The sequence below is a fragment of the Psychroflexus salinarum genome, assembly GCF_042677225.1.
GTDB lineage: Bacteria > Bacteroidota > Bacteroidia > Flavobacteriales > Flavobacteriaceae > Psychroflexus > Psychroflexus salinarum.
In genome coordinates, this window is record NZ_JBHTIV010000005.1 from 134,113 (window position 1) to 159,022 (window position 24,910).

24 protein-coding genes are annotated in these 24,910 nt (G+C 34.5%); 17 read left to right on the top strand and 7 right to left on the bottom strand.

Annotated elements, in window-relative coordinates; all coding sequences use genetic code 11:
* Positions 1 to 35: 35 nt before the first annotated feature.
* The 13 genes from ileS (at position 36) to ACFQ0R_RS02945 (ending at position 13,202) form a co-directional block, all read left to right on the top strand.
* Entirely contained in the window at positions 36 to 3,443 is a 3,408-nt protein-coding gene (gene ileS / locus ACFQ0R_RS02885) for an isoleucine--tRNA ligase (protein WP_379656869.1), read from the top strand.
* Position 3,444: 1 nt separating this feature from the next.
* Positions 3,445 to 3,831, top strand: a complete 387-nt coding sequence (locus tag ACFQ0R_RS02890; protein WP_379656870.1) for a TraR/DksA family transcriptional regulator — start codon at positions 3,445 to 3,447, stop codon at positions 3,829 to 3,831.
* Positions 3,832 to 3,951: 120 nt separating this feature from the next.
* Positions 3,952 to 4,953: a helix-turn-helix transcriptional regulator gene (locus ACFQ0R_RS02895; RefSeq protein WP_379656871.1), complete on the top strand. Its 1,002-nt coding sequence runs from the start codon at positions 3,952 to 3,954 to the stop codon at positions 4,951 to 4,953.
* Between the two features lie 309 nt (positions 4,954 to 5,262).
* A complete protein-coding gene (locus ACFQ0R_RS02900) occupies positions 5,263 to 5,415 on the top strand; it encodes a hypothetical protein (RefSeq protein ID WP_379656872.1) in 153 nt (50 codons plus the stop codon).
* An 85-nt stretch (positions 5,416 to 5,500) separates the two neighbouring features.
* Positions 5,501 to 6,667 carry a hypothetical protein gene (locus ACFQ0R_RS02905; RefSeq protein ID WP_379656873.1) on the top strand — a complete coding sequence of 389 codons (1,167 nt, stop codon included), beginning with the start codon at positions 5,501 to 5,503 and terminating at the stop codon, positions 6,665 to 6,667.
* Positions 6,646 to 8,094, top strand: a complete 1,449-nt coding sequence (locus ACFQ0R_RS02910) for a hypothetical protein (protein ID WP_379656874.1) — start codon at positions 6,646 to 6,648, stop codon at positions 8,092 to 8,094. The genes ACFQ0R_RS02905 and ACFQ0R_RS02910 overlap by 22 nt, the downstream gene beginning before the upstream one ends.
* Before the next feature lie 3 nt (positions 8,095 to 8,097).
* Entirely contained in the window at positions 8,098 to 8,757 is a 660-nt protein-coding gene (locus ACFQ0R_RS02915; protein WP_379656875.1) for a hypothetical protein, read from the top strand.
* Between the two features lie 79 nt (positions 8,758 to 8,836).
* The gene (locus ACFQ0R_RS02920; RefSeq protein ID WP_379656876.1) at positions 8,837 to 9,538 is read left to right on the top strand and encodes a hypothetical protein; all 702 of its coding nucleotides are present in this window, start codon (positions 8,837 to 8,839) and stop codon (positions 9,536 to 9,538) included.
* A 37-nt stretch (positions 9,539 to 9,575) separates the two neighbouring features.
* The gene (locus ACFQ0R_RS02925) at positions 9,576 to 10,448 is read left to right on the top strand and encodes a mechanosensitive ion channel family protein (protein WP_379656877.1); all 873 of its coding nucleotides are present in this window, start codon (positions 9,576 to 9,578) and stop codon (positions 10,446 to 10,448) included.
* Between the two features lie 34 nt (positions 10,449 to 10,482).
* The gene (locus ACFQ0R_RS02930; protein ID WP_379656878.1) at positions 10,483 to 10,893 is read left to right on the top strand and encodes a hypothetical protein; all 411 of its coding nucleotides are present in this window, start codon (positions 10,483 to 10,485) and stop codon (positions 10,891 to 10,893) included.
* Positions 10,894 to 10,963: 70 nt separating this feature from the next.
* Positions 10,964 to 11,248, top strand: a complete 285-nt coding sequence (locus ACFQ0R_RS02935) for a hypothetical protein (protein WP_379656879.1) — start codon at positions 10,964 to 10,966, stop codon at positions 11,246 to 11,248.
* A gap of 57 nt (positions 11,249 to 11,305) precedes the next feature.
* The gene (locus ACFQ0R_RS02940) at positions 11,306 to 12,109 is read left to right on the top strand and encodes a DUF481 domain-containing protein (protein WP_379656880.1); all 804 of its coding nucleotides are present in this window, start codon (positions 11,306 to 11,308) and stop codon (positions 12,107 to 12,109) included.
* Between the two features lie 160 nt (positions 12,110 to 12,269).
* Positions 12,270 to 13,202, top strand: coding sequence for a class I SAM-dependent methyltransferase (locus ACFQ0R_RS02945; protein WP_379656881.1), 933 nt, complete (start codon positions 12,270 to 12,272; stop codon positions 13,200 to 13,202).
* A 14-nt stretch (positions 13,203 to 13,216) separates the two neighbouring features.
* Here ACFQ0R_RS02945 and ACFQ0R_RS02950 read toward each other — a convergent pair whose 3' ends face one another.
* The 3 genes from ACFQ0R_RS02950 to ACFQ0R_RS02960 are packed head-to-tail and all read right to left on the bottom strand — an operon-like array spanning position 13,217 to position 15,894.
* The gene (locus tag ACFQ0R_RS02950; RefSeq protein WP_379656882.1) at positions 13,217 to 13,684 is read right to left on the bottom strand and encodes a CYTH domain-containing protein; all 468 of its coding nucleotides are present in this window, start codon (positions 13,682 to 13,684) and stop codon (positions 13,217 to 13,219) included.
* A complete protein-coding gene (locus ACFQ0R_RS02955) occupies positions 13,685 to 14,080 on the bottom strand; it encodes an HIT family protein (RefSeq protein ID WP_379656883.1) in 396 nt (131 codons plus the stop codon). It abuts the gene before it with no gap.
* Positions 14,081 to 14,091: 11 nt separating this feature from the next.
* Positions 14,092 to 15,894, bottom strand: coding sequence for a GNAT family N-acyltransferase (locus tag ACFQ0R_RS02960; protein ID WP_379656884.1), 1,803 nt, complete (start codon positions 15,892 to 15,894; stop codon positions 14,092 to 14,094).
* Positions 15,895 to 16,382: 488 nt separating this feature from the next.
* Between ACFQ0R_RS02960 and ACFQ0R_RS02965 the strand changes: the two genes are divergently transcribed.
* Genes ACFQ0R_RS02965 through ACFQ0R_RS02980 form a run of 4 tightly spaced genes read left to right on the top strand, consistent with a single transcriptional unit; the run spans position 16,383 to position 20,939 of the window.
* Entirely contained in the window at positions 16,383 to 16,637 is a 255-nt protein-coding gene (locus tag ACFQ0R_RS02965; protein ID WP_379656885.1) for a hypothetical protein, read from the top strand.
* Positions 16,638 to 16,643: 6 nt separating this feature from the next.
* A complete protein-coding gene (locus ACFQ0R_RS02970) occupies positions 16,644 to 17,423 on the top strand; it encodes a GLPGLI family protein (protein ID WP_379656886.1) in 780 nt (259 codons plus the stop codon).
* Between the two features lie 29 nt (positions 17,424 to 17,452).
* Entirely contained in the window at positions 17,453 to 18,229 is a 777-nt protein-coding gene (locus ACFQ0R_RS02975; RefSeq protein ID WP_379656887.1) for a GLPGLI family protein, read from the top strand.
* Positions 18,230 to 18,236: 7 nt separating this feature from the next.
* Positions 18,237 to 20,939: a carboxypeptidase-like regulatory domain-containing protein gene (locus ACFQ0R_RS02980; protein WP_379656888.1), complete on the top strand. Its 2,703-nt coding sequence runs from the start codon at positions 18,237 to 18,239 to the stop codon at positions 20,937 to 20,939.
* Here ACFQ0R_RS02980 and mscL read toward each other — a convergent pair.
* The 4 genes from mscL to ACFQ0R_RS03000 form a co-directional block, all read right to left on the bottom strand.
* On the bottom strand, positions 20,936 to 21,358 hold the full coding sequence (gene mscL, locus ACFQ0R_RS02985) for a large-conductance mechanosensitive channel protein MscL (protein ID WP_379656889.1): 423 nt from the start codon (positions 21,356 to 21,358) through the stop codon (positions 20,936 to 20,938). The genes ACFQ0R_RS02980 and mscL overlap by 4 nt on opposite strands.
* Before the next feature lie 28 nt (positions 21,359 to 21,386).
* Positions 21,387 to 22,382, bottom strand: coding sequence for a LacI family DNA-binding transcriptional regulator (locus tag ACFQ0R_RS02990; protein WP_379656890.1), 996 nt, complete (start codon positions 22,380 to 22,382; stop codon positions 21,387 to 21,389).
* A 68-nt stretch (positions 22,383 to 22,450) separates the two neighbouring features.
* Positions 22,451 to 23,806 (bottom strand): T9SS type A sorting domain-containing protein, encoded by a 1,356-nt coding sequence (locus ACFQ0R_RS02995; protein WP_379656891.1) that lies wholly within the window; start codon positions 23,804 to 23,806, stop codon positions 22,451 to 22,453.
* A 186-nt stretch (positions 23,807 to 23,992) separates the two neighbouring features.
* Positions 23,993 to 24,910: a glycoside hydrolase family 17 protein gene (locus ACFQ0R_RS03000; protein ID WP_379656892.1), complete on the bottom strand. Its 918-nt coding sequence runs from the start codon at positions 24,908 to 24,910 to the stop codon at positions 23,993 to 23,995.

Below are 24,910 nucleotides of genomic sequence, written 5' to 3' on the forward strand. Positions count from 1 at the left end.
CCTTATTTTCGCAAATCATTTGAAAAAGAGCAAAAATGAGCAACAAATTTCCTGAGTATAAAGGACTTGACCTCCCAAAAGTCGCAGAAGACATCACAACGTTTTGGGATGAAAATGCCATTTTCGATAAAAGTATGGATGAGCGCGAAGGCGCTGAGCCTTTCATTTTCTTCGAAGGACCTCCATCTGCCAATGGCATGCCTGGTATTCACCATGTTATGGCCAGAAGCATCAAGGATATTTTTTGCCGTTACAAAACACAGAAGGGATTTCAGGTGAAGCGTAAAGCGGGCTGGGACACTCACGGCTTGCCTGTCGAGCTTAAGGTGGAAAAAGAACTCGGCATTTCCAAAGAAGATATAGGTACCAAAATTTCTGTAGAAGACTATAATAACGCCTGTAAAGAAGCCGTCATGCGTTACACCGACGTATGGAACGACCTTACCAAAAAGATTGGCTATTGGGTAGATATGGAAAATCCATATGTTACTTACAAGTCCAAATACATGGAGACGGTTTGGTGGTTGCTTTCAGAAATTTATAAGAAAGGCCTTATTTATAAAGGCTATACTATTCAGCCGTATTCTCCAAAAGCAGGTACTGGCTTAAGCTCACACGAACTCAACCAACCCGGAACTTACCAGGATGTGTCGGACACAACAGTCACTGCTCAGTTTAAAGCCAAAAAAGAGACCTTAACAGAAAACCTTCAGCAGGTGGAGGGTGATATTTTCTTCCTGGCCTGGACCACCACACCCTGGACCTTACCTAGTAACACTGCGCTTACCGTTGGCAAAAAAATAGAGTATGCATTGGTGAAATCCTACAATCAATACACCTTTGAGCCCAGCAATATCATTGCGGCTAAAGCCTTAATCCCTTCACTTTTCAAAAAGAAGTTTGTAAAAGTTGAAACTGAAGAAGAACTTAAGAATTACAAAGAAGGCGATAAAAAAATCCCATATTTTATAGATCAATCCTTCAAGGGCGAAAGTCTCATCGAAGCTCGATACGAGCAATTGATGACATTTGCTAAGCCTTACCAAACTCCAGAAAATGCCTTTAGAGTGATTGCAGGAGATTTTGTCACTACAGAAGACGGTACGGGAATTGTGCACACCGCACCAACCTTTGGTGCAGATGATGCTATGGTTTGTAAACAGGCTCAACCCGAAGTTCCAGGACTTCTGGTGAAAGATGACAATGACAACTTAGTGCCTTTAGTCGACCTTAAAGGCAGATTGCGTCCAGAAGCTCGAAATTTAGCTGGAAAATACGTTAAAAACGAATATTACGAAGATGGTGAAGCTCCTGAAAAATCGGTAGATGTGGAGATTGCCATTCAGCTGAAGGAAGAAAACAGAGCTTTCCTGGTTGAAAAATACGTGCACTCCTACCCCAACTGCTGGAGAACGGATAAGCCTATTTTATATTACCCATTGGATTCCTGGTTTATCAAAGTGACTGACTTCAAAGACAGAATGCACGAGCTTAACAAAACCATCAACTGGAAACCTGCAGCAACAGGAGAAGGTCGTTTTGGCAACTGGCTCGCCAATGCCAACGACTGGAACTTATCCAGATCGCGTTACTGGGGTATTCCATTGCCTATCTGGAGAACAGAAGATGGTAAAGAAGAAATCATCATTGGTTCTATAAAAGAACTCAAAGAAGAAATCCAAAAAGCAGTAAACGCTGGCGTGATGGATAAAGATCCATTTGAAGGCTTTGAGGTGGATAATTACAGCGAAGACAACTACGATAAAGTAGATTTACATAAAAATACGGTCGATCAGATTACTTTGGTTTCCGCTTCGGGTCAACCCATGAAGCGCGAAGCAGACTTGATAGATGTGTGGTTCGATTCTGGATCTATGCCTTATGCGCAATGGCATTATCCTTTTGAGAACAAAGAAAAAGTAGAAGACACCTGGCGTTCTGCAGACTTTATTGCTGAAGGTGTGGATCAAACTAGAGGCTGGTTTTACACCCTTCATGCTATCGGCACCATGATTTTTGATGATGTGGCCTACAAAAATGTAGTCTCCAACGGATTAGTTTTGGATAAAAATGGACAGAAAATGTCCAAACGTTTAGGCAATGCCGCAGACCCATTTGTGACTTTAAGCACTTACGGCCCGGATGCCACTCGCTGGTATATGATTTCCAACGCCAACCCCTGGGACAACTTAAAGTTTGATCTGGAAGGTATTGGAGAAGTTCAAAGAAAATTCTTCGGAACGCTTTACAATACGTATTCGTTCTTTTCCATGTATGCGAATCTGGATCAATTTCAGTATAAAGAAGAAGACATTGAAAGGGAAAAGCGACCAGAGATAGATCGCTGGATACTTTCAGAACTGAATACGCTTATCCAAACCGTAGATGATTATTACGCCAACTACGAACCTACAAAGGCAACGCGAGCCATTTCAGAATTTGTTCAGGAAAACATGAGTAACTGGTACGTTCGTCTCAGCAGAAGAAGGTTTTGGAAAGGTGACTACAAAACCGATAAAATATCGGCTTACCAAACCTTATTCACGTGTTTGAAAACAATCGCACAACTTTCTGCACCAGTGGCGCCATTTTTCTCTGACCAACTCTACAAAGATTTAACATCAACATGTGCTGGGGAACATAAAGAGAGCGTACATTTGGCCGATTTTCCAAAGCAAAATCCTGAGTTAATTGATAAGGATTTGGAACATAAAATGCAGATGGCACAAAGTATATCCTCTTTAGCTTTATCCTTAAGAAAAAAGGAAATGATCAAAGTGAGACAGCCTTTGGAACGCATCATGATTCCTGTTTTGGATCCGAACATAAAAGAGCAAATTGGAGAAGTTTCAGACTTGATCAAGTCTGAAATCAATGTCAAGACCATTGAGTTTATAGATGACACTTCAGGAATCCTGGTCAAGGACATCAAGCCCAACTTCAAGGTTTTAGGCCCTCGTTTTGGAAAGGACATGAAGCATGTGGCGCAGGCCATACAGAAGATGGACTCTAAGGCTATTGCAGAATTAGAAAAAAATAAAAGCATAGAATTGCAGGTTAACGGGGAAGCAACAAGCATTAACCTGGAAGAAGTAGAAATTAGTTCGCAAGATATTGAAGGCTGGCTTGTTGCCAGTGGAAACGGCCTGACAGTCGCACTGGATGTAACACTTAACGAAAACCTAGTCAACGAAGGTATCGCCAGAGAATTGGTCAATAGAATTCAAAATCTAAGAAAAGACTCAGGACTGGAAGTGACCGATAGGATTAACATTCAACTTCAAGAAAGTGATAAACTTTCTAATGCCGTTCACCAAAATCTTGACTATATAAAAACGGAAACACTAACCGATAATATTAATTTAACGACAAACGTAAAAGACGGATTACAGATAGAATTTGATGATGTAAGCACCGTTTTAGCAATTGAAAAACAAAAGTAAAATGGCAGAACAAACTAATAATAAAGAGCGCTATTCTGACGAAGATCTAGCGGAATTTAAAAAGTTGATTCAAGAAAAAATCGAAAAAGCAAAGAAGCAATTAGAGCTTTATGAAGACGCTTACAAGAATGGCAGCAGCAACGATACAGAAGACACTGCACCCACCTTCAAGTCTTTCGACGATGGAAGTAACACCTTGAGTAAAGAAGCTAACTCACAACTGGCTATTAGACAGGGGAAATTTATCCGTGATCTTCAAAATGCTTTGATTCGTATCGAAAATAAAACTTATGGTATTTGTCGTGAAACAGGAAAATTGATTCGTAAAGAGCGTTTGATTTTAGTACCTCATGCAACACTTAGCATAGAAGCAAAAAATAAGCAGTAAAATAAACCATACATTTTTTAAACGATCAAAGCACAGAACTCTCTGTGCTTTGATCGTTTAAACAACTATATTTGTATATTAAATTAAAATAATTGAATTTGCACTCAGTTTTTACTATTAATGAAAATAAAAATAGAAAAAAATAATGCCCTAGGTTTACATACCGCATTAAATCAAAACCTTCATACTATTGACTCTAAAAGAGGTTTTGAGCTTAAGACTCAAATTACAAATGGAATAGGAGATCTCAATCTTATTAGCTATGAATTTGACAAAGGTTTTAATTTTAATATTTTAAAAGGAGATATCAGCTCTTTACTAGAACTTGATTTTGAAGAAGATAAAAATAATTATTTGAGATTTTTCTTTGTAAGGAAAGGAGAGCTAATTCATAATGTATCTCCAAATATTCGTTATAGGCTTACAGACAACTTTTCTTGTATGGTTGCAGCAAAAGGTGGTGAAAATCAACTATTTACATTCCCTGTCCAGAATGATATTGAGCTCTTGTTTCTGCAGGTTGAAACTCAAAGCTTTTCTATTGATTTGAAATCAGATTTTTTTAGCTTACCTAAACAAATAGGTAATGTGTTGATGAATAAGAAAATGGATGATCATTTTATTTATCACAGTCTTTACACTTTAGACATTAGCGAAACTATTTCAGAAATAGTAAACACTGAAAAAGAAGGGATGGTGAAGCGATTCTTTTTGGAGTCCAAAGCTCTTGAATTACTTTGGCTTCAATCCGAACAGTTTGACAAAGAAACCTCTGAAGGTTACAGTAAAAAAGTCCTGAGAAAGCAAGATGTGCCTGTAATCAAAAAAGCAAAAGAATACATTCATAACAATCTTGAGAAAAAACTGACATTGTCTTTAATTTCTCGAGAAATAGGCACAAATGAAACAAAGCTTAAAACTGGATTTAGAAAATTATATGGCAAAACTTTCACTGACATTATAAGACTGGAACGATTGAATAAAGCAAAAGCTCTCATAGATGATGGCGATCTAAGCATAAAAGAAATTGCTAATTTTTGTGGCTATAAAAGCACATCAATGTTCAGCACTAGGTTCAAACAACGCTTCGGAACTACACCTGGCAAATATAAAAACTCTTAAAAAGCTTTTTTTTTATCTCAATCGGGTGAACTTTTCAAAAAAGAAAGATTTGAATGTATTTCTATTATATATTTACTAAAAATTTAAATGCATGCCAATCAAGAACTAGAGTTCTATCGATCTACTCTTCTACAATTGAATAAATACTGAAACTTATTTTTTTATTTAAAAATGGACTTTTTAAATAAAAAAATTAAAGTTTTAAAATAGAAATAAATTGCCCCTAATAATCGACCCCTAATGCGCACTCTTAAATCCATTTTATTATTGATAATCATAATAGCAGCTACTATTTTCATATTCCAAAATATGGAAACCGTTAGCTTAAAATTTATCATATGGCAGCTAGAAATACCCCTATCTGCTGCAAGCATACTGTTGTATGTTTTAGGTGCGGTTTCCGGAGGTTTGATTTTTTCAATGCTAAAGAAACTTGCTATCGAAAATAAAAGCAGAAATTAGAAATTCACAATTAAAAAAATAAATTAATTCTGAAGCTCATACTAAAGCTTTATAATTAATAAACCCTTTACATAAACTATTAAACATGAACAAAACATTACTTACGACTCTTTTACTTCTTTGTTCCCTAACAGCATCTTATTCACAAGAAAGAAGCGTTAAAATTGATTTTGAATCTGGAACATTTTATAACACTCCAAGAATACCTTTTGATGAAACCCTCTCAATAGTAGGCGAAGCTGGAAAGGATATAGAGATGGTAAAAGTCAATATCTCTTACGAAGAGAAAGATTACACCCTGCATTCTTATCTATGGAATAGAATAGAAAGGAACTCTTCTGAAACCTTCAACATAGTAGTTCCTCCTGTTTTAAGATCGAATACAGAATATGATTTTGAAATCATCACCTACAAGCTGTTATCGAATTCGCAAAAGTCAAAATTGCTTGAAAATCTTAAAAGCAGAATACGTTTTCTCTTGATGAATAATATGTTTTACGATGGGAAAAATGTCGTGGTAAAAAAACCAAAACACGTGTATGAGGAATTGGAAAAACTGGTGAAGGAATCATTAAAATACCATGAATCTAAAAACATGATTTCTGTAGAAGCTCCTTCGTCTTTGGTACTACAGGAATTAGAAAAACAAAATGATTTTAAATTCAGTAGATTTTTTAAGAAAACGACCAGAGATGAGAAAAGCGAAAAAGCGAACGAATTGATCCAAGAAAAGGTAGATCACCTTGTGAAATTAATAAGCACTGAACTTGCTCCTTTTATCAATAGTGATGTTGTACAGCATTATAAGCTGGTAAATATAAAATCAGTAAAAACAGATAAAGAACGCTTCACTTTACCAGTAAATGTTGGCATGTACGCCTGGAGCAAATCTGTGGATATCAACAATTCATCTGTTGAAAATATTGATTTCACCCCTGGAGTTGGCATTACCATTCCTTTCAACAATAAAAGTAAGCTAGCAATGAAATCTCGTATTTTTGACTCTTTTGGCTTTTCTGTAGGCGTATTACTTGAGCCAATCGAAGATGCTGAAGGCACAGAATATGTGACGCCAGGAGTAGATTTACCTGTCTATACCGGCCTAGGTTTCAGGATGTTTAAGGTGGTTCGTTTTAACGCTGGTATCCTCATACTTGGAGAAAAAGGAACCGAAAATCTTGAAAAATTATCTATCATACCAACGGCTGGATTAGCCTTAGAACTTGACCTATGGATGGGAATAAGAAAATAAAAGCACTGGTTTATTCACTTGTTCTGGTCGTTTCAATCACTGCCTGCAGTATTCAGAGTACGAGCTACACAGGATTGTATATTGATAGTGACTCAGCACTTGAATTTCCTGTAGAAACTGAAGTAATAAAGCCAGAGAAAGTTGATTTAACTCAAGTGGATCCTACAGATTCAGCAGTAGGTCCTCATGAGCAAAAAAGAGTTATGAACATTTCTTCTGATAGTGTCTATTCAAAAAAACTTATTTACGAAAATACCTCTTCGTTACTTAAGAATCATTCTCGTAAAAAAAGTATGAGAGAGGATGCAAAATCAACAGAAGGTAATAGCGTTTCAGGTTCTAAGACTAAAGATTCTTTAAACAAAATCAGTCTGGACGCACAAAATAAAGAGTTCAAAAAACTACAACAACAGTTTAGCGAAGATAAAAATTCAATGTACCTTAGAGATAGTACTTTCACTTTAACCAGGGCACAGAAACTTCAGATTGTATCTGGAGAAAAAAAGACTCAGGAAGAAGCAGAAAATTATAATAAAGCGAATACCGACCGAAATCAGACACAGAAAACGGATACGGTCTTTATTGTAAAAGAAATTTACAGGAATACAAACGCTAATTTTTCAGAAAAAACCGAATCTGAAAACGACGATTTAAAAAAGCGAATAGAGCGCTTAGAGTCTCAAAAATCAGAGTCTCAAAAAAAAGTTCAGCAAGACAGGGAGCCTGTTTATATAGAAAAAGAAGTTCCGTCTAGAGAAGTAGAAAAAGGCAGTGATGAAAGTTTTGAGTCTGTTTACAAAGAAGTTGTAAGGTATGAACCTGCCAGAACACAAAATAATAGAATCCAGCCTCTGATAACTATTCCACAGCAACGAGATACTGTCTACATCGAAAAAGAAGTGCCTGTAAAAGAAACAATAGTTTTAGAAAACAAGAGTGATAAAGCTGTTTACGAAAAGCTAAATTCTCAGAATGATACGATTAAACAACTTAAAGAACAGCTTACTCAGAAGGCGCTTTTACAACAAAAAACGGATACCATTTATAAGATAAATGAAGTCCCTGTTTATAAAACAAAGGAGGCTGATTCTCTAAGTATTACTGCATTTTATGATATAGGTAAAACAGTACCTTCCAACGATGTGATGAAGGAATTAAAGGTTGAACTAGAAAGTAAGCCTGTAGGAAAAATCATGCTTTCCGGCTATACCGATGCTTCGGGAAACCAAAGCATCAATAAGGCTTTGACGGATAGAAGGCTTGAATATATAAAGGAACTCATGGCCAAAGTTGTACCTATCCATAAAATTTATGTACAGAATTTTGGAGATAGATTTGCTTCAAGTGAAATTATTCCGACAGAGCGAAGAGTTGAGATTACAGTGTACATCAAGCCAGAAAATGAACAAATTAAAATTGATAAATAAGATATGAAAGTAAAGATTTTAGAAGCCAAAACCCTAAACGAACTCGATTCTTATTGGTCAAATGAAGATTACTCAGCTTTACTAAAAGAGTTTGACTTCCCCGAAGCTGATGAGGTTAAGGATGAAAATTTGAGAGAAATGCTTTTCATGGCCATTTCAGATTTTGAGCCGAACGAAGCTGCAAGTATTATTCTAACCTACAAATTGAGCGATCAACTGAATGAAGGCCAAATTCACTCTATATCTCATGAAATGACAAACGATAAAGTGGCTGAAGAATATCCCGAACCTAGTTTGCACTACGATTTATTCAACATCAATCAGCTTTTATACAAGGCTTATAACGGTACTTTTCCTAATACTGAAGCTACACTTCTAAAATTTGAAGTTGTGGAAGACGATGGAATTGAAATTGGAGAAGACAGAGAAATCCTGGCAAAAGTAATTGCGGGAGCCCTCAACAATAGAAGCCTTGTAAAAAGACTTTTCGCGGATCAACTTGAAGCTAGTGTAAAATTTGAAGATGCTCACAAATTCATCTGGACCATAAAAAATCCTGAAAAGAATAAGTATCATGTGTTAACATCCAAGTACTGGATAAGCAAAGAAGATATTGTAGGCTCTGACTATGATATCGAAGTCAATAATTTTGAAGAAGAATAAATAAATTAAGATTAGAATCTGAAAATTGACTATCTTAATTTCAATAAATTTAAACTGAATTAATTAAAAACCATACACAATGAATAAAGAAGAATATAAAGCAAAGGCAGCACAACTTATAGATGAGGCTTCTGCAAAAATCAATGAATTGAAGGCTAAAAAAGAATCTGCTAAAGAAGACTCTGAAACAAAATACGACGAGGCAATAGCAGAATTTGAAGCTAAAAAAACTGATCTGGAATCGAAATTTGAAGAATTGAAAACTACTTCAGAGGACAAATGGGAAGAGTCTAAAGTAAAGTTTTCTTCTGCTTTTGATTCTTTTGAAGAAGGGTGGAGTAAATTAAAATCAATATTTACGATACTTATCGTTTTAACTTTATTAGTTGCCTGTAATTCATCTAATAAAGATGAAAAGACAACATCTGAAGATGTACAGAAAGAAATGAAAGATGTCATTGAGGTGTCTAAAGATTATAGTGCAGAAAAGTGGGAGGACTTAAGCAATAAAGTCGAAGAATTAAAAAATGATGTTGAAGACAGAACCAAAGAAGCCGAAGAGAAGTACAACAATCTAAGTGATGACCTTCAAGATAAATACAAAGAACAAAAACAAGAGATTTCCAATCAAAAAACTGAACTGGACAAAAAGCTAGAAGCCTTTCAAAATGCATCTGGCGAGAAAAAAGAAGAGTTAAAGTCTGAAGTTATTCAGCTTAAATCTGCTTTAGACAAAAGTGTTTCAACTTTCAAAAAAGAAATGGAAGAAAACCAGCAGTAATGGATCTTGAGTCTAACTTAATTTTCTTTAAAAACCTATGAATAGATCTGAGGAGTTTTATGAAGATGTGATTTTTTACTTTGAGACAAATTACATCAATCTTGGCTTAACCCTGCTTTTCTTAATTGTAGGGTTTTTGATAGCCAATTTTGTAAAGCAAAGGATAAAATTACGTTTGGTTAAGAAGTCTCCAAACCGAATCACAGCTACGTTTATATCTCAAATCATCAGTTTCGTTATCAAAACTGCTGTGATATTGATTACGCTTTATTTGCTTGGACTCGATTCTTTCACAAATAAAATTCTGGCAGGTGCAGGATTGTTAACCTTCGTTATCGGTTTTGCTTTAAAAGACATTGGAGAAAACTTTTTAGCCGGGATTATTCTTGCCTTTAAAAGTCCTTTCAGGCTAGATGATCTGATAGAAGTAAATCAAATTGTCGGTTTCGTTAAAGATATCAGCATTCGCGAAACTCTCATAAAAACACCAGATGGGAAAGATGTTTTTTTACCGAATTCTATCATTCTAAAGAACCCACTTTTCAATTACACTATTGATGGTTTTTTAAGATATGAATTTATAGTGGGTATTGCCTATGAAAACAGTCCTACCAGAGCAACTGAAATCATTGAAAAAACTCTCAACCAGACCGAAGACGTCCTCAAAAGAGATAAAAACCCTACCATAGCTATTGACGAGTTGGCAACTAATACCATCAATCTAAAAATAAGATTCTGGGTAGATACATTTAAATCAAAAAAGCGTTCTGTACATCAAAGTGTGCGTTCTGAGGTCATGAATAAAGTGGTTGCAGCCTTAACTTCTGAGGGCTTTAGCTTGCCAGCATCTATCGTTGAGTTAAAAAATTATGAATCTTCAAACTCTTTAAAAATCAAATTAGACAAATAAACTTTATAAATTTAGCATTGTCAATACTAAGCATATGAAAAGCATAAAATTCACACTACTTGCAGCCTTAATATTCGTTTTAAATTCCTGTTCAGAAACCTACGAGTTCCCGGTATCAAAGGTAACACCTGCAGCAGACATTACAGCTGAGATAAAAGAGCAACAGGATCCTAACTATTTAGTAACTCTGGAAGCAAAAAACTTAGCTGCTCCTGAGAGATTAGAAAAGCCAAAGAAGAATTATGTCATTTGGGTGATGTCTAAAAAAGGAACACTTAGAAATGTAGGACATTTTAATCAGGAAAACGCAGTAAAATCTACTTATACAGCATCCTTTCCTTACCAGCCAATGGAGATATTAATTACTGCTGAAGACGAAGAAGGAGGGTGCTTTCCGGATGGCATAGAAATTTCAAGATTAAATCTTAGGAAAAATAAAAAATAGTAAATTAGAGTAAATTTAGTATCTGACTAAAAAATTCAAACACTTTTATTAACACTTAAATTTTAATATCATGAACAAAGAAGAATTCAAAGCTAAAGCAAACCAAAAAATCGACGAAGTTTCTGCAAAAATCAATGAAGTAAAAGCAGAGAGAGAATCTGCAAAAGAAGATGCAAAGTCTGATTATGATGAAGCTCTTAAAGAGTTAGAGTCAAAGAAATCTGACTTAGAAAATAAATACTCTGAACTAGAGAATGCTGCTGAAGACAAATGGGAGGAAGCAAAAGATGCATTTTCATCTGCTTCAGACTCATTTGAAGACGGTCTTACTAAAATTAAATCTCTCTTTTCCTAACAACATTTTTGTCGGCTATGCTTTCGTGGTATAGCCGCTTTTTTTTTAAAAAAAAAAATGAATAAAACTCTTATCTCCGCCTCTGTTATACTAGCCCTTTTCCTGTCAAATATTAAAGCATTTACTCAGGTTCTGCATACAGAAAACTTCAACGTTGTAATTGATACCTCTAAAACCGTAAAAGGTAATTTCACGCCAAGTTTTAGGTACCGTAATCTGAAAGATGACTTTTTAGAAATAAGCAATACTGCAGATGTATCTCTAAGAATAAATAAACATGCATTTACGATAGCCAACAGAGTTGAATACAGTTTTTTTGGTGATGAAGATATTCTAAGTGGTGGATTTTTATATTTAGAATATATGAATCTTCAAAATAAAAAAATTGCATTTGAACCTTTCTTCCAGGTACATTGGAATGAAGTGAGAGGTCTCAAAGAGAAATATGCCTCAGGAATGAATTTTAGATGGAGAGCTCTTGAGAAAAAGAGTACAGGTTTATTCTTTGCTATTGGTAGCTTTTACGAGTTTGAACGTTGGGGTTATTCCGGAGTAAAGGAAGAATTATTACCTCCTAATACAGACCCGGTTGAGTCAAGTAAAATACGAGCTAATTCCTACATAAGTTTTAAGCAAAAATTTGGCTCTTTGTTCGATCTAGACATAAGTGGCTATTACCAACCGGACTTTTCATCTTTTTTTTCAAATTACAGGCTTGCAAGTAGTTTTGAATTAACTTACAACATCACAAAATTCCTGGGCCTCAGATTGCTTTATCAAAATATATACGACCCAGATCCATTGGTGCCTATAGATAGGTTATACCATGATATAAACTTTGGAATTACTCTTACTTTCTAAGATCTGAATAATCTCAATTTAAGCCTTAAAATAGCAAACTAGTCCTTTAAAAACTTTTTTAGTGAGATGTATAACATTGAGCATAAAAGTAAACATTCATAAGTAGAATTTACAAACTGTTTAAATCTATACAGAATAGTATTAGATTAAGTTTGTGCGCATGAGAAAAATTGAAAACTGTCCTGTTTGCAGTTCAGAAAAAGTACAACATTTTATATCTACTTCTGCGCAAATGCATTCCGACAAGGAGGTTTTTAAGTTTGACCAGTGCACAGATTGCGAATTTGTCTTTTTGAACCCAAAAGTCTCGCCGGAGCAGCTTAATAATTACTATACAAAGTATTATTTGCCTTATCGTGGAGCAGAAGCATGGGGTAAATATGGAAAATTGGTAAATAACAGTCTCAAGAAGCTTGATTTAAGAAAATTGAAATTTGTAAATAGTGTCCAAAAACTCAACTCTTCATCTTTACTGCTCGATGTGGGCTGTGGTCAACCCAGTTTTTTGAAACTAAGTAAAGAGAAGTCTAACTGTCAAACTTTAGGAATTGATTTCTCCAATGAAGGCTGGAGCAACCAAAACCATAAATACCAAAATATAGAATTACAGGTCGGTGAAGTTCGGGATTTATCTAAAAAATTAAGACCAGATATCATCACTATGTGGCATTATTTAGAACACGATTATTCTCCTATAGAAAACCTAAGTTATCTAAAGTCCATCTCAAAATCTTCTACAAAACTGATCATTGAAGTTCCTAATTTTGACTCGTCAAGTAGAAAGAAATTCGGAAAGCACTGGGCCGGCTGGCACACTCCCAGACATACGTCTTTGTTTTCGCCAAATAATCTTAAGATGATGCTCAATAAAAGTGGCTGGAAATTGGAACGCAGTTTTGATTATGGAACTATGAACCCTTACCTCATAGAGTGGATGAGTAAAATGGAAGAAAAAGAAATCGAATGGGATAAAAACATGGAGAGTGAGATTGTATCTTTCATCATGGGAATGATAGCTTTTCTTCCAAAACGACTTATGGAAAAGAAATTATCACTTGGGATTATGACAATGATAGCAAGTCCAGACGTATAATTTCCTGAAAGCATTTACCATTTTGAATAAGGCTGCTTGGATAGCATGGAGTTGTAGTATTTTACATCTCCTGTCACCTCCTTCCCCAGCCAGTCTGGTTTTTCAAACACCTCATCTTCAGAGGAAAGTTCGACTTCAGCAACAATGAGGCCTTGGTTTTCACCATAGAATTCGTCAACTTCAAAAATATGCTCTCCTACATTTATGTAAAATCGTGTTTTTTCAATTTGACCAGGCTCACATAGCAGAAGCAATGGTTTTGCTTCTGCTTTAGAAATTTCAGTTTCCCATTCCAGTCTGGAAAGACCAGATACAGAGCTTTTTCCTTTTATGGTAAGAAAGCCCTTATCATCGGTGATGCGAATTCTAACTGTTCGTAATTTGTTGGAATTTAAAAATCCTTGAGAAATCCTAGTGCTTTTATAAGCTTCTTCTTTGAAGGCTTCAGAATTCACTAAGAATTTACGTTCGATTTCTTGCATTTATAAATTCACTTTTTCACCTATACTCGTAGCTAGTGACTTAAACTCTTCTTCAGAAAAGGAATCTTTCTTTTCAAAACGCATATCATCCATTGTATTAATTGGAATAACATGAACATGTACGTGAGGTACTTCCAAGCCTACAACAGCCATCCCAACACGCTTACAATCAATTGTAGCCTCAAGGGCCTGAGCAATTTTTTTTGAAAATGACATTAGGTCTAAATATGTCTTATCATCCAGGTCATATATTTTATTGACTTCTTTTTTGGGAATACATAAGGTGTGGCCTTTTGTATTTGGGTTGATATCTAAAATAGCAAGGAAATCATCAGTTTCTGCCACTTTATAAGATGGCTTTTCTCCTGATATAATTTTTGAAAAAATAGTTGACATAAGATTATATTTTAAATTTTGTTTTGTTTTTCTAATTCGGCCTGTAACTCTTCCATCACAGGTTTCACTGTGCTTTCCGGAATGTCCTCGATACGGATATACATCAATCCATCTACAGAGTTATTAAAAAGCGGATCGACATTGAAGGCTACCACTTTCGCATTTTGTTTAATATATTTTTTAATTAAAACAGGAAGTCTCAAATTTCCTGGTTCAATTTCGTCTATGATTTTATCAAATTTAGTCAAATCTGCTTTGGTAGAATCAAATACAAAGTCTTTATCTGCATCTTTAAGCTTTACTTTGAACTCTTTTTTAGGCCTCACAAATTGAGCCATGTATGGGTCATAATAATTGGATTTCATAAACTCAATCATCATAGATTTTGAAAAGTTAGAAAACTTATTGCTAATACTTACACCTCCAATCAAATATTTATGCTCAGGAAACCTTAGCGTGCAATGCACAATACCTTTCCAGAGTAAAAACAAAGGCATAGGTTTTTGCTGATATTCTGCAGTGATAAAAGCTCTACCCATTTCAATAGATTCACTTAAGGTGCTGTGAAGTTCTGGTTCAAAGCGAAAAAGTTCGTTTAAGTAAAAACCATCAACTCCGTGCTTTTTATAAATCTGGCTTCCCAATCCCATTCTGTAGGCACCAGCAATCTTTTTGGAGTGGTGATCCCATAGAAACATGTGCTGATAGTAATCGTCGTATTTATCTAAATCTAAAGCTTTGTTTGTGCCTTCTCCTACCGACCTGAAAGTAATTTCACGAAGTCTTCCTATTTCTAAGACAATATTTGGAATCTCTTTCCGCTCTGCAATAAAAACTTCGTAATTGTTACTTGCAAGTAGTCTTCTGGATTGGTCTCTACAATCTTGAACTTCTCTTTCCAAAGCTTCAGAAGCTATTTCATCTGCGATGGATTTAGGCTGTCTTTTGATTGGAAACTTTATTTGTGTTGGAATATTGCCCAGTAACTTTTTCCTTTCGTAAGAGTTGGCTAGAAAATAAGTTTTTTGCCTTAAGAAATTTGAATACTCTGTAAGGTCTTCAAAGGTACTTTGATCTTTTACTGAGATTGAATTTCCAATTCTCACATGAATAGGTCTATGATTTTGATTAAGCATTTCACCTGGAAGCCTGGCAGTTCTGAGATTTTCATTAAGTTTTGCCAAACGGTAAAATGATGGTGAGTTTTTAGCATGAAAATAGACAGGAATTACAGGAACTTGAACTTTTTTAATCAATCTCATTGCCTCGTTGGACCATGCCTTATCGACAATATTTCGACCTTCTTGATGAGTGGACACTTCTCCAGCTGGAAAAACGCCAAAAGGACTTCCTAACTGGATATGAGATAGAGCTTGCTTGATACCAGCCACACTCGACTTAGCCTCTTTTCTAGACTCAAATGGATTTACGGGCATGACATAGGGCTTCAAAGGCTCTAAACGATGAAGTAGGAAATTGGCCACGACTTTATAATCTGGTCGCTGTTCCAAAAATAATTTCAGAAGAATTAATCCATCAATAGCTCCCAACGGATGGTTGGAAACAGTAACAAAAGGGCCTGTTTTTGGAATACGCTTGAGGTCTTTTTCTGGAATTTCAAACTGTACATCAAGGTGAAGCAAAACTGCATCAATAAACTCAACACCCTCTAAATGTGCATATTGATCGTAAATTTCATTCAATTCTGAAATTCGAGTCGTTTGCATGATAAAGCTGCCCATGACGTTACCAAGTATTCCAAATTTGGACAGGTTAAGTCCATTGGCAATTTCAGAAGCAGTGATAAATCCCATAGTGATATATTTAGTGAGTAAATATACTAAAGTTTGGGATTTTGTTTAGGAATGTCTGGACTTGAAAATGATTAATAAACTGCGAATAATCTGCTATTTACCTTTTATTTATATGCATTTAAAATCGAATACATTTTATTGTATAAGAAGTTTAGAAATTAATTTCATTTAAAACTCCTCAACAAATGTTAAGTGCGGTTTTCCCGTAACACAAGTAAGGTTGAACCGTAATCATTAAAGAATTGTTATCCTACATTTATAAAAAATTAAAGCAAAAGATAATAGTAATTGATAAGAGGCAATGCTCCTAAAGGGTAGAAACACTCACCGAAATTTGACATGGAAAACCCACATCTCTTAAGCAAGACAAAAATAAGTTTTTCATGATGAACTCGAATTACTTTTCTAATTAAATACTCAATAGAAAGTAAGATTCAACCTGCTTACGTTGTAAAACTGAGTTTCAAATTATTATAAAATAGAAAAAAATGAAAAATTTATTTTTAACCTTGACATTATTATTAATTGGGGGAACTAGTTTCGCTGATGCAGATATAAACAATAGTGATACTGAATTAATAAGAAGCTGTATAGTTTCTGTAACAAGTAGTTCGTATGATGAATTTTGTAATTGTTATACTACTGATACTGAATATCATTATTTAGGTGAAGTAGATAATAATGGATTTGGCAATTTGGATTGTCTATCAAGAGCTAGAAGATTTATGAATTTAAATTATTAATCACTTATGAAACCCATTTTATCTTTTTTCCTTTATATTTTTCCATTTTTACTATTTAGCCAGAATTCTGTTATTGTGGAGTATGTGCAAATATCTGAGACCAGATACATGAAAAGTAATACGAAATCTATACTATATGCAAATAATGATATGGCAAAACAATCTCATTTTAAGCCTCAACTCAATCAAGAGTATGAACATGGAGCAAGTATGAATGAAAATGGGGAGATTTCAATCATCGAAAAGCCTGAAGAGTCAGACATAAATTGGTTCATTAATCCTAATAAGAATGAAATTTTAAAATCTGTTACAAAAGGAAATATTCAACAAATTGTTTATGATTCAAATCTTAAATACGATTGGAAAATCACCGATGAAGTGGATAACATTGGAAATTACCAAGTGATAAAAGCAATGACTCATTTTAGAGGTAGAACTTTTATTGCTTGGTTTGCTCCTTCAATTCCTATTGGTTTTGGCCCATGGAAATTATATGGCTTACCAGGTTTAATTTTGAGAATGTATGATGAAGACAAAAAATTTACTTGGATAGTTAGGAAAATCAATATTAATGTAGAACTCCCAAAAAGTGATTTAAGCCCTGTTATACAAAATGATGCTACAAAAATGACTTATGAAGAAGCACTGGAAATCTCAAGAAAACAAAGAAATGAAAAAGCCAAAATAAGAAATACAAAATTAGGAGGAAGAGGTAATAGCTTTAAAACAGTTCACCATAGAGAAGAAAATCTGGAAAGAAAATATGAATGGGAGAAAGAAAATTAATTGTATATTAAAATATTTACAACCATCTTATGAAGTCAATATTATCTATTTATTTAATCATATACCCTATTTTTATATTTAGCCAGAACACTATCATTGCTGAATATTTGCACATATCTGAAAGTTCATTAGCGAAAAAGAACAAAACCATACTTCTATTTGCAAATCAAGAAAAAGCTAAACAAGTGCATTTTAAATCTGAGCTCAATCAAGATTACAATTATGGGGCTAGCATGAATAAAGATGGTATTATAGAAGTAATCGAAAAACCAAATGAGTTTGCTAATACGTGGTTTTACGAAGCAACTTCAAAAGATATCGTAAAATCTCTTGAAAATGCTAATCAAAAATTTGTAGTTTATGATTCGGGTTTGAACTATGATTGGAAAATTACTGATAAAATTGATAACATTGGGGGATATCAAGTGGTAAAGGCTATCACCAACTTTAGGGGTAGAACATTTACCGCTTGGTTTGCTCCTTCAATTCCTATTGGTTTTGGCCCATGGAAACTTAAAGGCCTACCAGGATTAATTTTAAAAATGCATGATAAAGAGAGAAAGTATGTCTGGACGCTTACTAAACTTAGCCTAAATGAAGACTTTCCCAAAGGCAGCTTAGAGCTTAACATACCTAAAGATGCTAAAGAAATGACGTATCAGGAGGCTTTAGAAATGTCTAATCAAGCGTATGACGAACAGAAAAGAAGAAGAAGTTCAAAATTGGGAATGAGAGGAGGAAATATTAAAACTGTCCGTCATAGAGATAGGGAATTGGAAAGAAGTTACGAATGGGAAGAAAACTAACCCACTATTGAAAAAAAAGTACACTTTTAACACCTTACTTACATTCCTATCGTTTTGGATAGGAATGTTTGGTTTTGCTCAGTCCCAAATACAGGGCAAAGTCACAGATAGTCTAAATCAACCTATTGCCTATGCCAATGTCTTGCTTCAGGAAGCAGAAGGACATAAGATTTTAAAATTCACGTCTACTAATCAAGATGGGGATTACCAATTTTCTACAGAGAAAACAGGAATCTTTAAATTGGCGTTTATCTCTATGGGTTATGCCAAAAAAGAGGTCCAAGTTGAAATTAGCGGTGAAGAGTCGATTACACTTAATGTTATCCTATTTGAAGAAGAATTTCAACTGGAAGAAGTCATTATACAAGACGAGCGTCCTATTTCGGTTAAAAAAGACACCGTAACATACAACGCCGATAGTTTTAGGCGTGGAACGGAAGTGGTAGTTGAGGATTTATTAAAAAACTTACCTGGAGTAGAAGTAGATGCCGATGGCACCATAAAAGTTGGTAATCGTGAAATTGAGCGCTTAATGGTAGGCGGAGATGATTTGTTTGAAAAAGGCTACAAAGTTTTGAGTAAAAACATGACCTCGGATGCGGTGGATAAAATAGAAATATATGATAAATATTCTAATAACCGCTTATTGAAAGGTATAGAAGAAAGCGATAGAGTTGCAATGAATATTAAACTGAAAGAAGATTATAAACAGCAATGGTTTGGAAATGCTGATTTAGGCGCTGGTGGTTTTGACAAGCTCTATCACAAAAATAGAGTAAACCTTATGTCTTTTGGTCAAAAAAGCAAATACTATTTTTTAGCAAATTCTAATAACATAGGTGTAGATGCTATTGGAGACATCAGCCAGATGATATGGCCTATGCGTTTCAACCAGTCTGGAAATGTTGGTGATGGCGAAAGAGCCAATACCTTACTTGGTCTTAACACCAATGTGCCTCAACTTAAACGTGAACGAACTAATTTCAACAATGCACGTTTAGTCTCTATAAATGCAATTCATAACCTTAATGAAAAGATGAAGCTTAGAAGTGTTGGCTTTTTCAATTGGGATGAACAGGACTTTTTTAGAAACCAGACCACACAGTTTGCTTTAGATGAACAAAGCTTTACCAATATCGAAGATTTTTCTCTAAATAAGACCAAATTTCTAGGTTTTGGAAAACTCGATTACACCTATGATATTGCTGATAACATTATGCTAGAATATACAGGAAGCTTCAATGGTAGTGATGGAAATTCTGAGAGTAATCTAGTGTTTAATGGCAATTCAACTTTAGAAAACTTACAAAGCGATAACCAGCTTATCGATCAAAAATTGCTTTACACCCACAAGTTGAATACAAAAGAAGTTTTTTTACTAAGCGGTAGATACATCAATGAAGAAAGTCCTCAATCGTATATCAATACTCAATTTCTTTTTGAAGATTTGTTTGAAAATACTCAAGATATAGATGCGGTTGGTCAATTGAGTAAAAATAGAATGAATTTTTACGGTACTGAAGCTGAATACAAAAAACGCAAGGACAATCAACAGCTCATTGAGTTTATTACAGGTCTTACCTACCGTGAAGATGACCTGAACTCTTCATTTCAACTTCGGGATGAAACTGAAAATAGTATCGTTTTGCCTCAAGATTTTCAGAATAAAACAACATATAAGGTATTGGATGCCTATACAAAAGCTAAATACCTTTATCCTATTACAGAAGACTTAAAATTTATAGGGAATTTATCTGCCCATCAATTAGTGAATAGTTTAACTCAAAATGATTTGGAAGAGCAAAATCAAAGTTTTTTCTATTTACAGCCTAGTTTAGGTTTGAGATGGAAACTTAATTCTAAAAACACATTGATAAGCAACTACACGTATTCAACAAATAATGCATCCATTATTGATGTATATCAAAATAATATTTTAACGAATTTTCGAGGCTTCAATCGTGGTATTGCAGAGCCTACACAGCTGAATGCTTCCAATTATCTACTGACGTATCGATTAGGCAATTTTGGAGATAAATTTTTTGCTAATGCTACGATTAATTATGTGCAAAATCACGATTTCTTTAGTAGCCGATCTACTATTGAGCAAGATTTTCAACTTTCTGAAAAAATTTTGATAGAGGGTCAGGAACTCATTTCTGTAAATACTACTATAGATAGATACATTAAGGCGATTTCATCCAATTTAAAATTAAAACTAAATTATAGTCAAACCAATTTTGAGAATTTTGTTAATGCCTCTGGTCGAAGAGATATCAATAACAAAAGCTATATTTATGGTCTCGAAATACGATCTGGGTTTTTATCTGGGTTTAATTATCATTTAAGATCAGAATTTAGAACTTTTGAAGTAGAAACTAACCAAGCTAATTTTAGCAATACATTCTCAAATACAGATAATTTTAGCTTTTTGGATTTAAGTTATGTGTTTTCAGATCGATTTAATATGTCCTTAAACACAGAACGTTATTACTTCGGAAATTTAGAACGCAATAACGAGTACTACTTCTCGGATTTATCGGCGATGTATAAATCCAAAAACAAGAAATTGAACTTTAGTTTAAGTGCAAAAAATTTATTCAACACCCAAACCTTTAGAAATTTCAATATTACTGATATTTCGACCAGCACAACTAGTTACAGGCTTTTACCAAGAATTATAATGCTAAATATCGACTTTAAATTTTAATATTTTTTCTGCTCTTTTAATAAATCTCGGATTTCTGAAAGCAGTTGTATATCTCTAGGTGTGACGACATTTGTATTAGTTTCGTCTTCAGCCTTTGTTTTCAATCTGTTGATGGCTTTGATAACCAAAAATATTGTAAGCGCAATAACTATAAAATCTATAGAATGCTCTATAAATTTGCCATAATTTAAAATTATTGCTGGTTTCGATAAACTTCCAGCCACAGACTCTTCACGAATTACCCATGTCAAATCCTGATAATTCATAGATCCGGTAAAGTATCCAAATAAAGGCATTAAAAGATCGCCGACTAGAGAGTTTACAATCTTGCTAAAGGCTGTACCGATAATGATACCAATCGCCATGTCGAACATATTGCCTTTGACGGCAAACTCTTTGAATTCTTTGATTATTTTCATTATGAATAAATTTTATTCCAAAACTAAGCTATGAAATATGAATTTCATAAGGCATCTCAAAAGTTACTGGTTTGTCTTTAACGTCTTTTGACTCTATGCGCTTTATCAACATCTCAGCAGCTTTTTCACCTATTTTCATCGCTTTTTGGTCGATGTAATTTATTCTGGGATAACTCAACAAAGCATTCTTCTCATCTGAAAACCCTATCAACATAATTTCATCCATCATTTCAGGCTTTTCGGATTTAACTATGCTTTGAAACATAAGAGAGGATGTATTGTCTGCAGAAATCACAGCGTCAAATTCATGTAAAGAAAGAAAAGCTTTAATCAGGCTATGTGGCTGTGAAGATCCCGTAAGATCCAATTCTAAATCCGGGTTTGGCTCAAAACCATGATCTATAAGTGCTTTTTGATAGCCACCTTTCCTGAGCAAACCAATAGGAAGGTTTTCAATTGAACTTACAAATGCTATTTTGGTTTTGTTTTTAGAAATTAAAATTCTTGTCGCATCGTAAATAGACTTTTGATCATTGATTACAACCTTATCGCAGTCAATTTCAGAAGTCGTTCTGTCAAAAAGTACCAGGCTTTTTTTATTGAGACTGATTTGATCTAAATGAAGAAAATCCTGTTTGGAGAGAGTCTCTGTTGAAAGTGAAATTATAAAACCATCAACCCTGCCTTGTAACATCAATTCTACGCTTTTGGCCTCTTTTATAAGTTGCTCGTGACTCACACAGATAATAGTATCATAACCTTTGGTAGTGGCATATTCTTCTATTCCATGAAGAACTTTTGCGAAGAAAGGGTTTAAAATATCTGGCACTACAACACCTATGGTGTTGGTTTTGTTTACTTTGAGTGCAAGTGCTGTTTTATTAGGTCTGTAATTATAAAGCTCTGCAGCTTCCTTTATTCTTTTTTTGGTATCCTCACCAATATCTTTTGCATCATGTAATGCTTTAGAAACTGTTGAGACAGAAACATTAAGTTGTTTGGCAAGTTCTTTTAGAGTAATCATATAGAAAAAACATAAAAAGCGTATGCTTGATTATATCAAACATACGCTAATTAAATAAGTTTATAAATTTATTCTTTTATTAATTTAATAGTTTTCGTCTGATCTAAATCATTCGAAACTTTAGCTAAGTAAACTCCGCTAGACAAACCGTTTGTGTTTATCACAGCTTCCGAACCATTTACCTGTAAATCTCTTACTAAACGACCTGTGATATTATAAACCTGAACATTTTTAATGTTTTCAGTTGTTCTAATATTCCAGTCATCTTTAGAAGGATTTGGATAAACTTTAAATTCAGCTTGAGTAAATTTATTGTTGCTTAAAGTTGTATTATTATGGAAATATAAGTTATCCACATAAAATGGACCTGTAGCTGAACCGTCATCTCCTGCTACTTGAACTATCACTTGTTGTATCGCATCTCTTGGGTTTGTAGAATTTAAATCGAAATCAGCAAAAGCCACATCCATTTCATGCCACGTATCTGAAGCTAATGATGTAACATCAAAATTCTTCTGAATGTTAGTTCCATCTGAATATTGTGCTATCACTAATAAAACAGTTCCTTCTGCCGTTGGATTACCTTCAAAGTAAAAATCCACATGCATATTTGACATAGCAGATAAATCTAAAAACTGAGGAGTAACACCAAAGTATTGATATTGTAAACCTGAGCCATTATCTGGAGTAGTTACTTTTAAAATAGTATTTGGAGAAAAGTCAATCTCTGTAACCACAGCATCACCAAAAGTTTGGAAACCATCAGTTGGAGCTTGAGTATAAGCATTACTATAAACAGAAACTACATCTGAAGCATTTCTGTTAGGTGGTGTTGTTGGAGGTCCTGATGGAGGATTCGTACATGGAGCACAAGAACCACCACAATCTACTCCTGTCTCATCTCCATCCTGTACACCATTATCACAAGTCGTTTGGACTTCTATAACTGAAACATTATCTAAAAACACAAATCCTGTTTCAGCCGCCATATCAAACAGAACTCGATCTGCTACACCATCCCCATAATTAACTGTGAACTGGTAAGTAAACGTTTGAGAGGTCGCTGTTAGCGTAGGCTGCTCTGTCAAAGCATTGAAGGGATCTCCAGCCTGACCTAAACCTACTATTATAGTCCTAGATGAAGTTATTGCATCCGTAAAAGCATCAAAAGACATTTCATAAGTTTTTCCACTTTCTAATATTATTTCTTGACTCAAGTTTGTTAAAAAGGGCTGAGTTGGTGAAGCATTTTCAACCTCAGCTTGATTAACGTTATTAGTACCCTGAGCAACAATATTAAAAGCATTACCGTACCAAGCACCACTTGGAGCAGATTCAAAATCCCCATTAGTCACAAGTTCTTGGGAAAACCCAAATGTCACCATAAGCAACATTATTAATAAAAGAGTAATTTTTTTCATCATACTTTAATTTTAGTTAATATAAATTTATTGTTTACTAAATATAGACATAAAAAAATAAATTACTGATAATGTGAACACTACAAAACTAATACACTTATTTATTCTAACATTTTGATAGATTTAGGCGTCCAAGAAGGATATTTTCAATCAATGTATTGTTAATGTATAGAAATAATTGTTAATTTTTTAATATTTAAGCTTTTCATCTTTATCCCAAAGACCCCAGTAGGCTCCAACGACGCCTTCAGCGCCAACTTTCCAGGACTCATCAAAAGAGGAGAAATAGAAACTTTCAATACCTGCTTTTTTACACCATAACTGTGTGTTTATGAAATACTTAAGCGCATTTTCATAAGATGGCTCTGCACCACCTAGGTTTTCCCCTTTACTTGGCCAGCCGGTTTCGGTGATAATTACTTTTTTTCCTCTTCCAGCATTCAGTGCTTGTCCATACATTTGTTGCATATGCGTTAGGGAGTAATCATGATGGCATTTCTCCCAGAACGGATAGCAGTTCGATAAAATGACATCACACATTTCGGTTAAATCTGGATGCACCGTAAACTCGTAATACGCATCTACATAACCAACAGGGATATGTGAAGGGATGGAATCTTTTACTTCCTGTATATGTTCCTTTAATTCTTCTAGCGGAATATCATCCCTATATAAAACTTCATTACCAACAGCAGCAATATCGACAAGACCATTATTTGCCATTTCAATTAACGCATCTAATTCTTCTCTGTTTTTTTCTTTATCATCGCTAATCCATGTACCTACTAAGGTTTTAATCCCCAATTCTTTGGCGACTTTGGGCACAAATTCATTGCCTTCAATGCAAGAGAACGAACGCACCCATTTGATATGTGGTTCCAGGATTGACATTCGTCTTCTCACTTGTTCTTCGGTAATGTTGTCACCTGGCTCTTGGCCATCTTCATACATACTAAAACAAATCCCATGAAAACCATCTTTCATGATGGTATTGAATACATCATGGAGTTTTTCAGGTGGAACATCTGTTACGAAATCTGTGTTTTCTATAGAAGCTAAAAATTGTTCTTGTTGATCGGTTATTTGTTGTTCTTTTCTATATGACAT

Coding starts and splice junctions, on each gene's coding strand:
- ileS (WP_379656869.1), top strand. CDS start 36: ATGAGCAACAAATTTCCTGAGTATAAAGGACTTGACCTCCCAAAAGTC.
- ACFQ0R_RS02890 (WP_379656870.1), top strand. CDS start 3,445: ATGGCAGAACAAACTAATAATAAAGAGCGCTATTCTGACGAAGATCTA.
- ACFQ0R_RS02895 (WP_379656871.1), top strand. CDS start 3,952: ATGAAAATAAAAATAGAAAAAAATAATGCCCTAGGTTTACATACCGCA.
- ACFQ0R_RS02900 (WP_379656872.1), top strand. CDS start 5,263: ATGGAAACCGTTAGCTTAAAATTTATCATATGGCAGCTAGAAATACCC.
- ACFQ0R_RS02905 (WP_379656873.1), top strand. CDS start 5,501: ATGAACAAAACATTACTTACGACTCTTTTACTTCTTTGTTCCCTAACA.
- ACFQ0R_RS02910 (WP_379656874.1), top strand. CDS start 6,646: ATGGATGGGAATAAGAAAATAAAAGCACTGGTTTATTCACTTGTTCTG.
- ACFQ0R_RS02915 (WP_379656875.1), top strand. CDS start 8,098: ATGAAAGTAAAGATTTTAGAAGCCAAAACCCTAAACGAACTCGATTCT.
- ACFQ0R_RS02920 (WP_379656876.1), top strand. CDS start 8,837: ATGAATAAAGAAGAATATAAAGCAAAGGCAGCACAACTTATAGATGAG.
- ACFQ0R_RS02925 (WP_379656877.1), top strand. CDS start 9,576: ATGAATAGATCTGAGGAGTTTTATGAAGATGTGATTTTTTACTTTGAG.
- ACFQ0R_RS02930 (WP_379656878.1), top strand. CDS start 10,483: ATGAAAAGCATAAAATTCACACTACTTGCAGCCTTAATATTCGTTTTA.
- ACFQ0R_RS02935 (WP_379656879.1), top strand. CDS start 10,964: ATGAACAAAGAAGAATTCAAAGCTAAAGCAAACCAAAAAATCGACGAA.
- ACFQ0R_RS02940 (WP_379656880.1), top strand. CDS start 11,306: ATGAATAAAACTCTTATCTCCGCCTCTGTTATACTAGCCCTTTTCCTG.
- ACFQ0R_RS02945 (WP_379656881.1), top strand. CDS start 12,270: ATGAGAAAAATTGAAAACTGTCCTGTTTGCAGTTCAGAAAAAGTACAA.
- ACFQ0R_RS02950 (WP_379656882.1), bottom strand. CDS start 13,684: ATGCAAGAAATCGAACGTAAATTCTTAGTGAATTCTGAAGCCTTCAAA.
- ACFQ0R_RS02955 (WP_379656883.1), bottom strand. CDS start 14,080: ATGTCAACTATTTTTTCAAAAATTATATCAGGAGAAAAGCCATCTTAT.
- ACFQ0R_RS02960 (WP_379656884.1), bottom strand. CDS start 15,894: ATGGGATTTATCACTGCTTCTGAAATTGCCAATGGACTTAACCTGTCC.
- ACFQ0R_RS02965 (WP_379656885.1), top strand. CDS start 16,383: ATGAAAAATTTATTTTTAACCTTGACATTATTATTAATTGGGGGAACT.
- ACFQ0R_RS02970 (WP_379656886.1), top strand. CDS start 16,644: ATGAAACCCATTTTATCTTTTTTCCTTTATATTTTTCCATTTTTACTA.
- ACFQ0R_RS02975 (WP_379656887.1), top strand. CDS start 17,453: ATGAAGTCAATATTATCTATTTATTTAATCATATACCCTATTTTTATA.
- mscL (WP_379656889.1), bottom strand. CDS start 21,358: ATGAAAATAATCAAAGAATTCAAAGAGTTTGCCGTCAAAGGCAATATG.
- ACFQ0R_RS02990 (WP_379656890.1), bottom strand. CDS start 22,382: ATGATTACTCTAAAAGAACTTGCCAAACAACTTAATGTTTCTGTCTCA.
- ACFQ0R_RS02995 (WP_379656891.1), bottom strand. CDS start 23,806: ATGATGAAAAAAATTACTCTTTTATTAATAATGTTGCTTATGGTGACA.
- ACFQ0R_RS03000 (WP_379656892.1), bottom strand. CDS start 24,910: ATGTCATATAGAAAAGAACAACAAATAACCGATCAACAAGAACAATTT.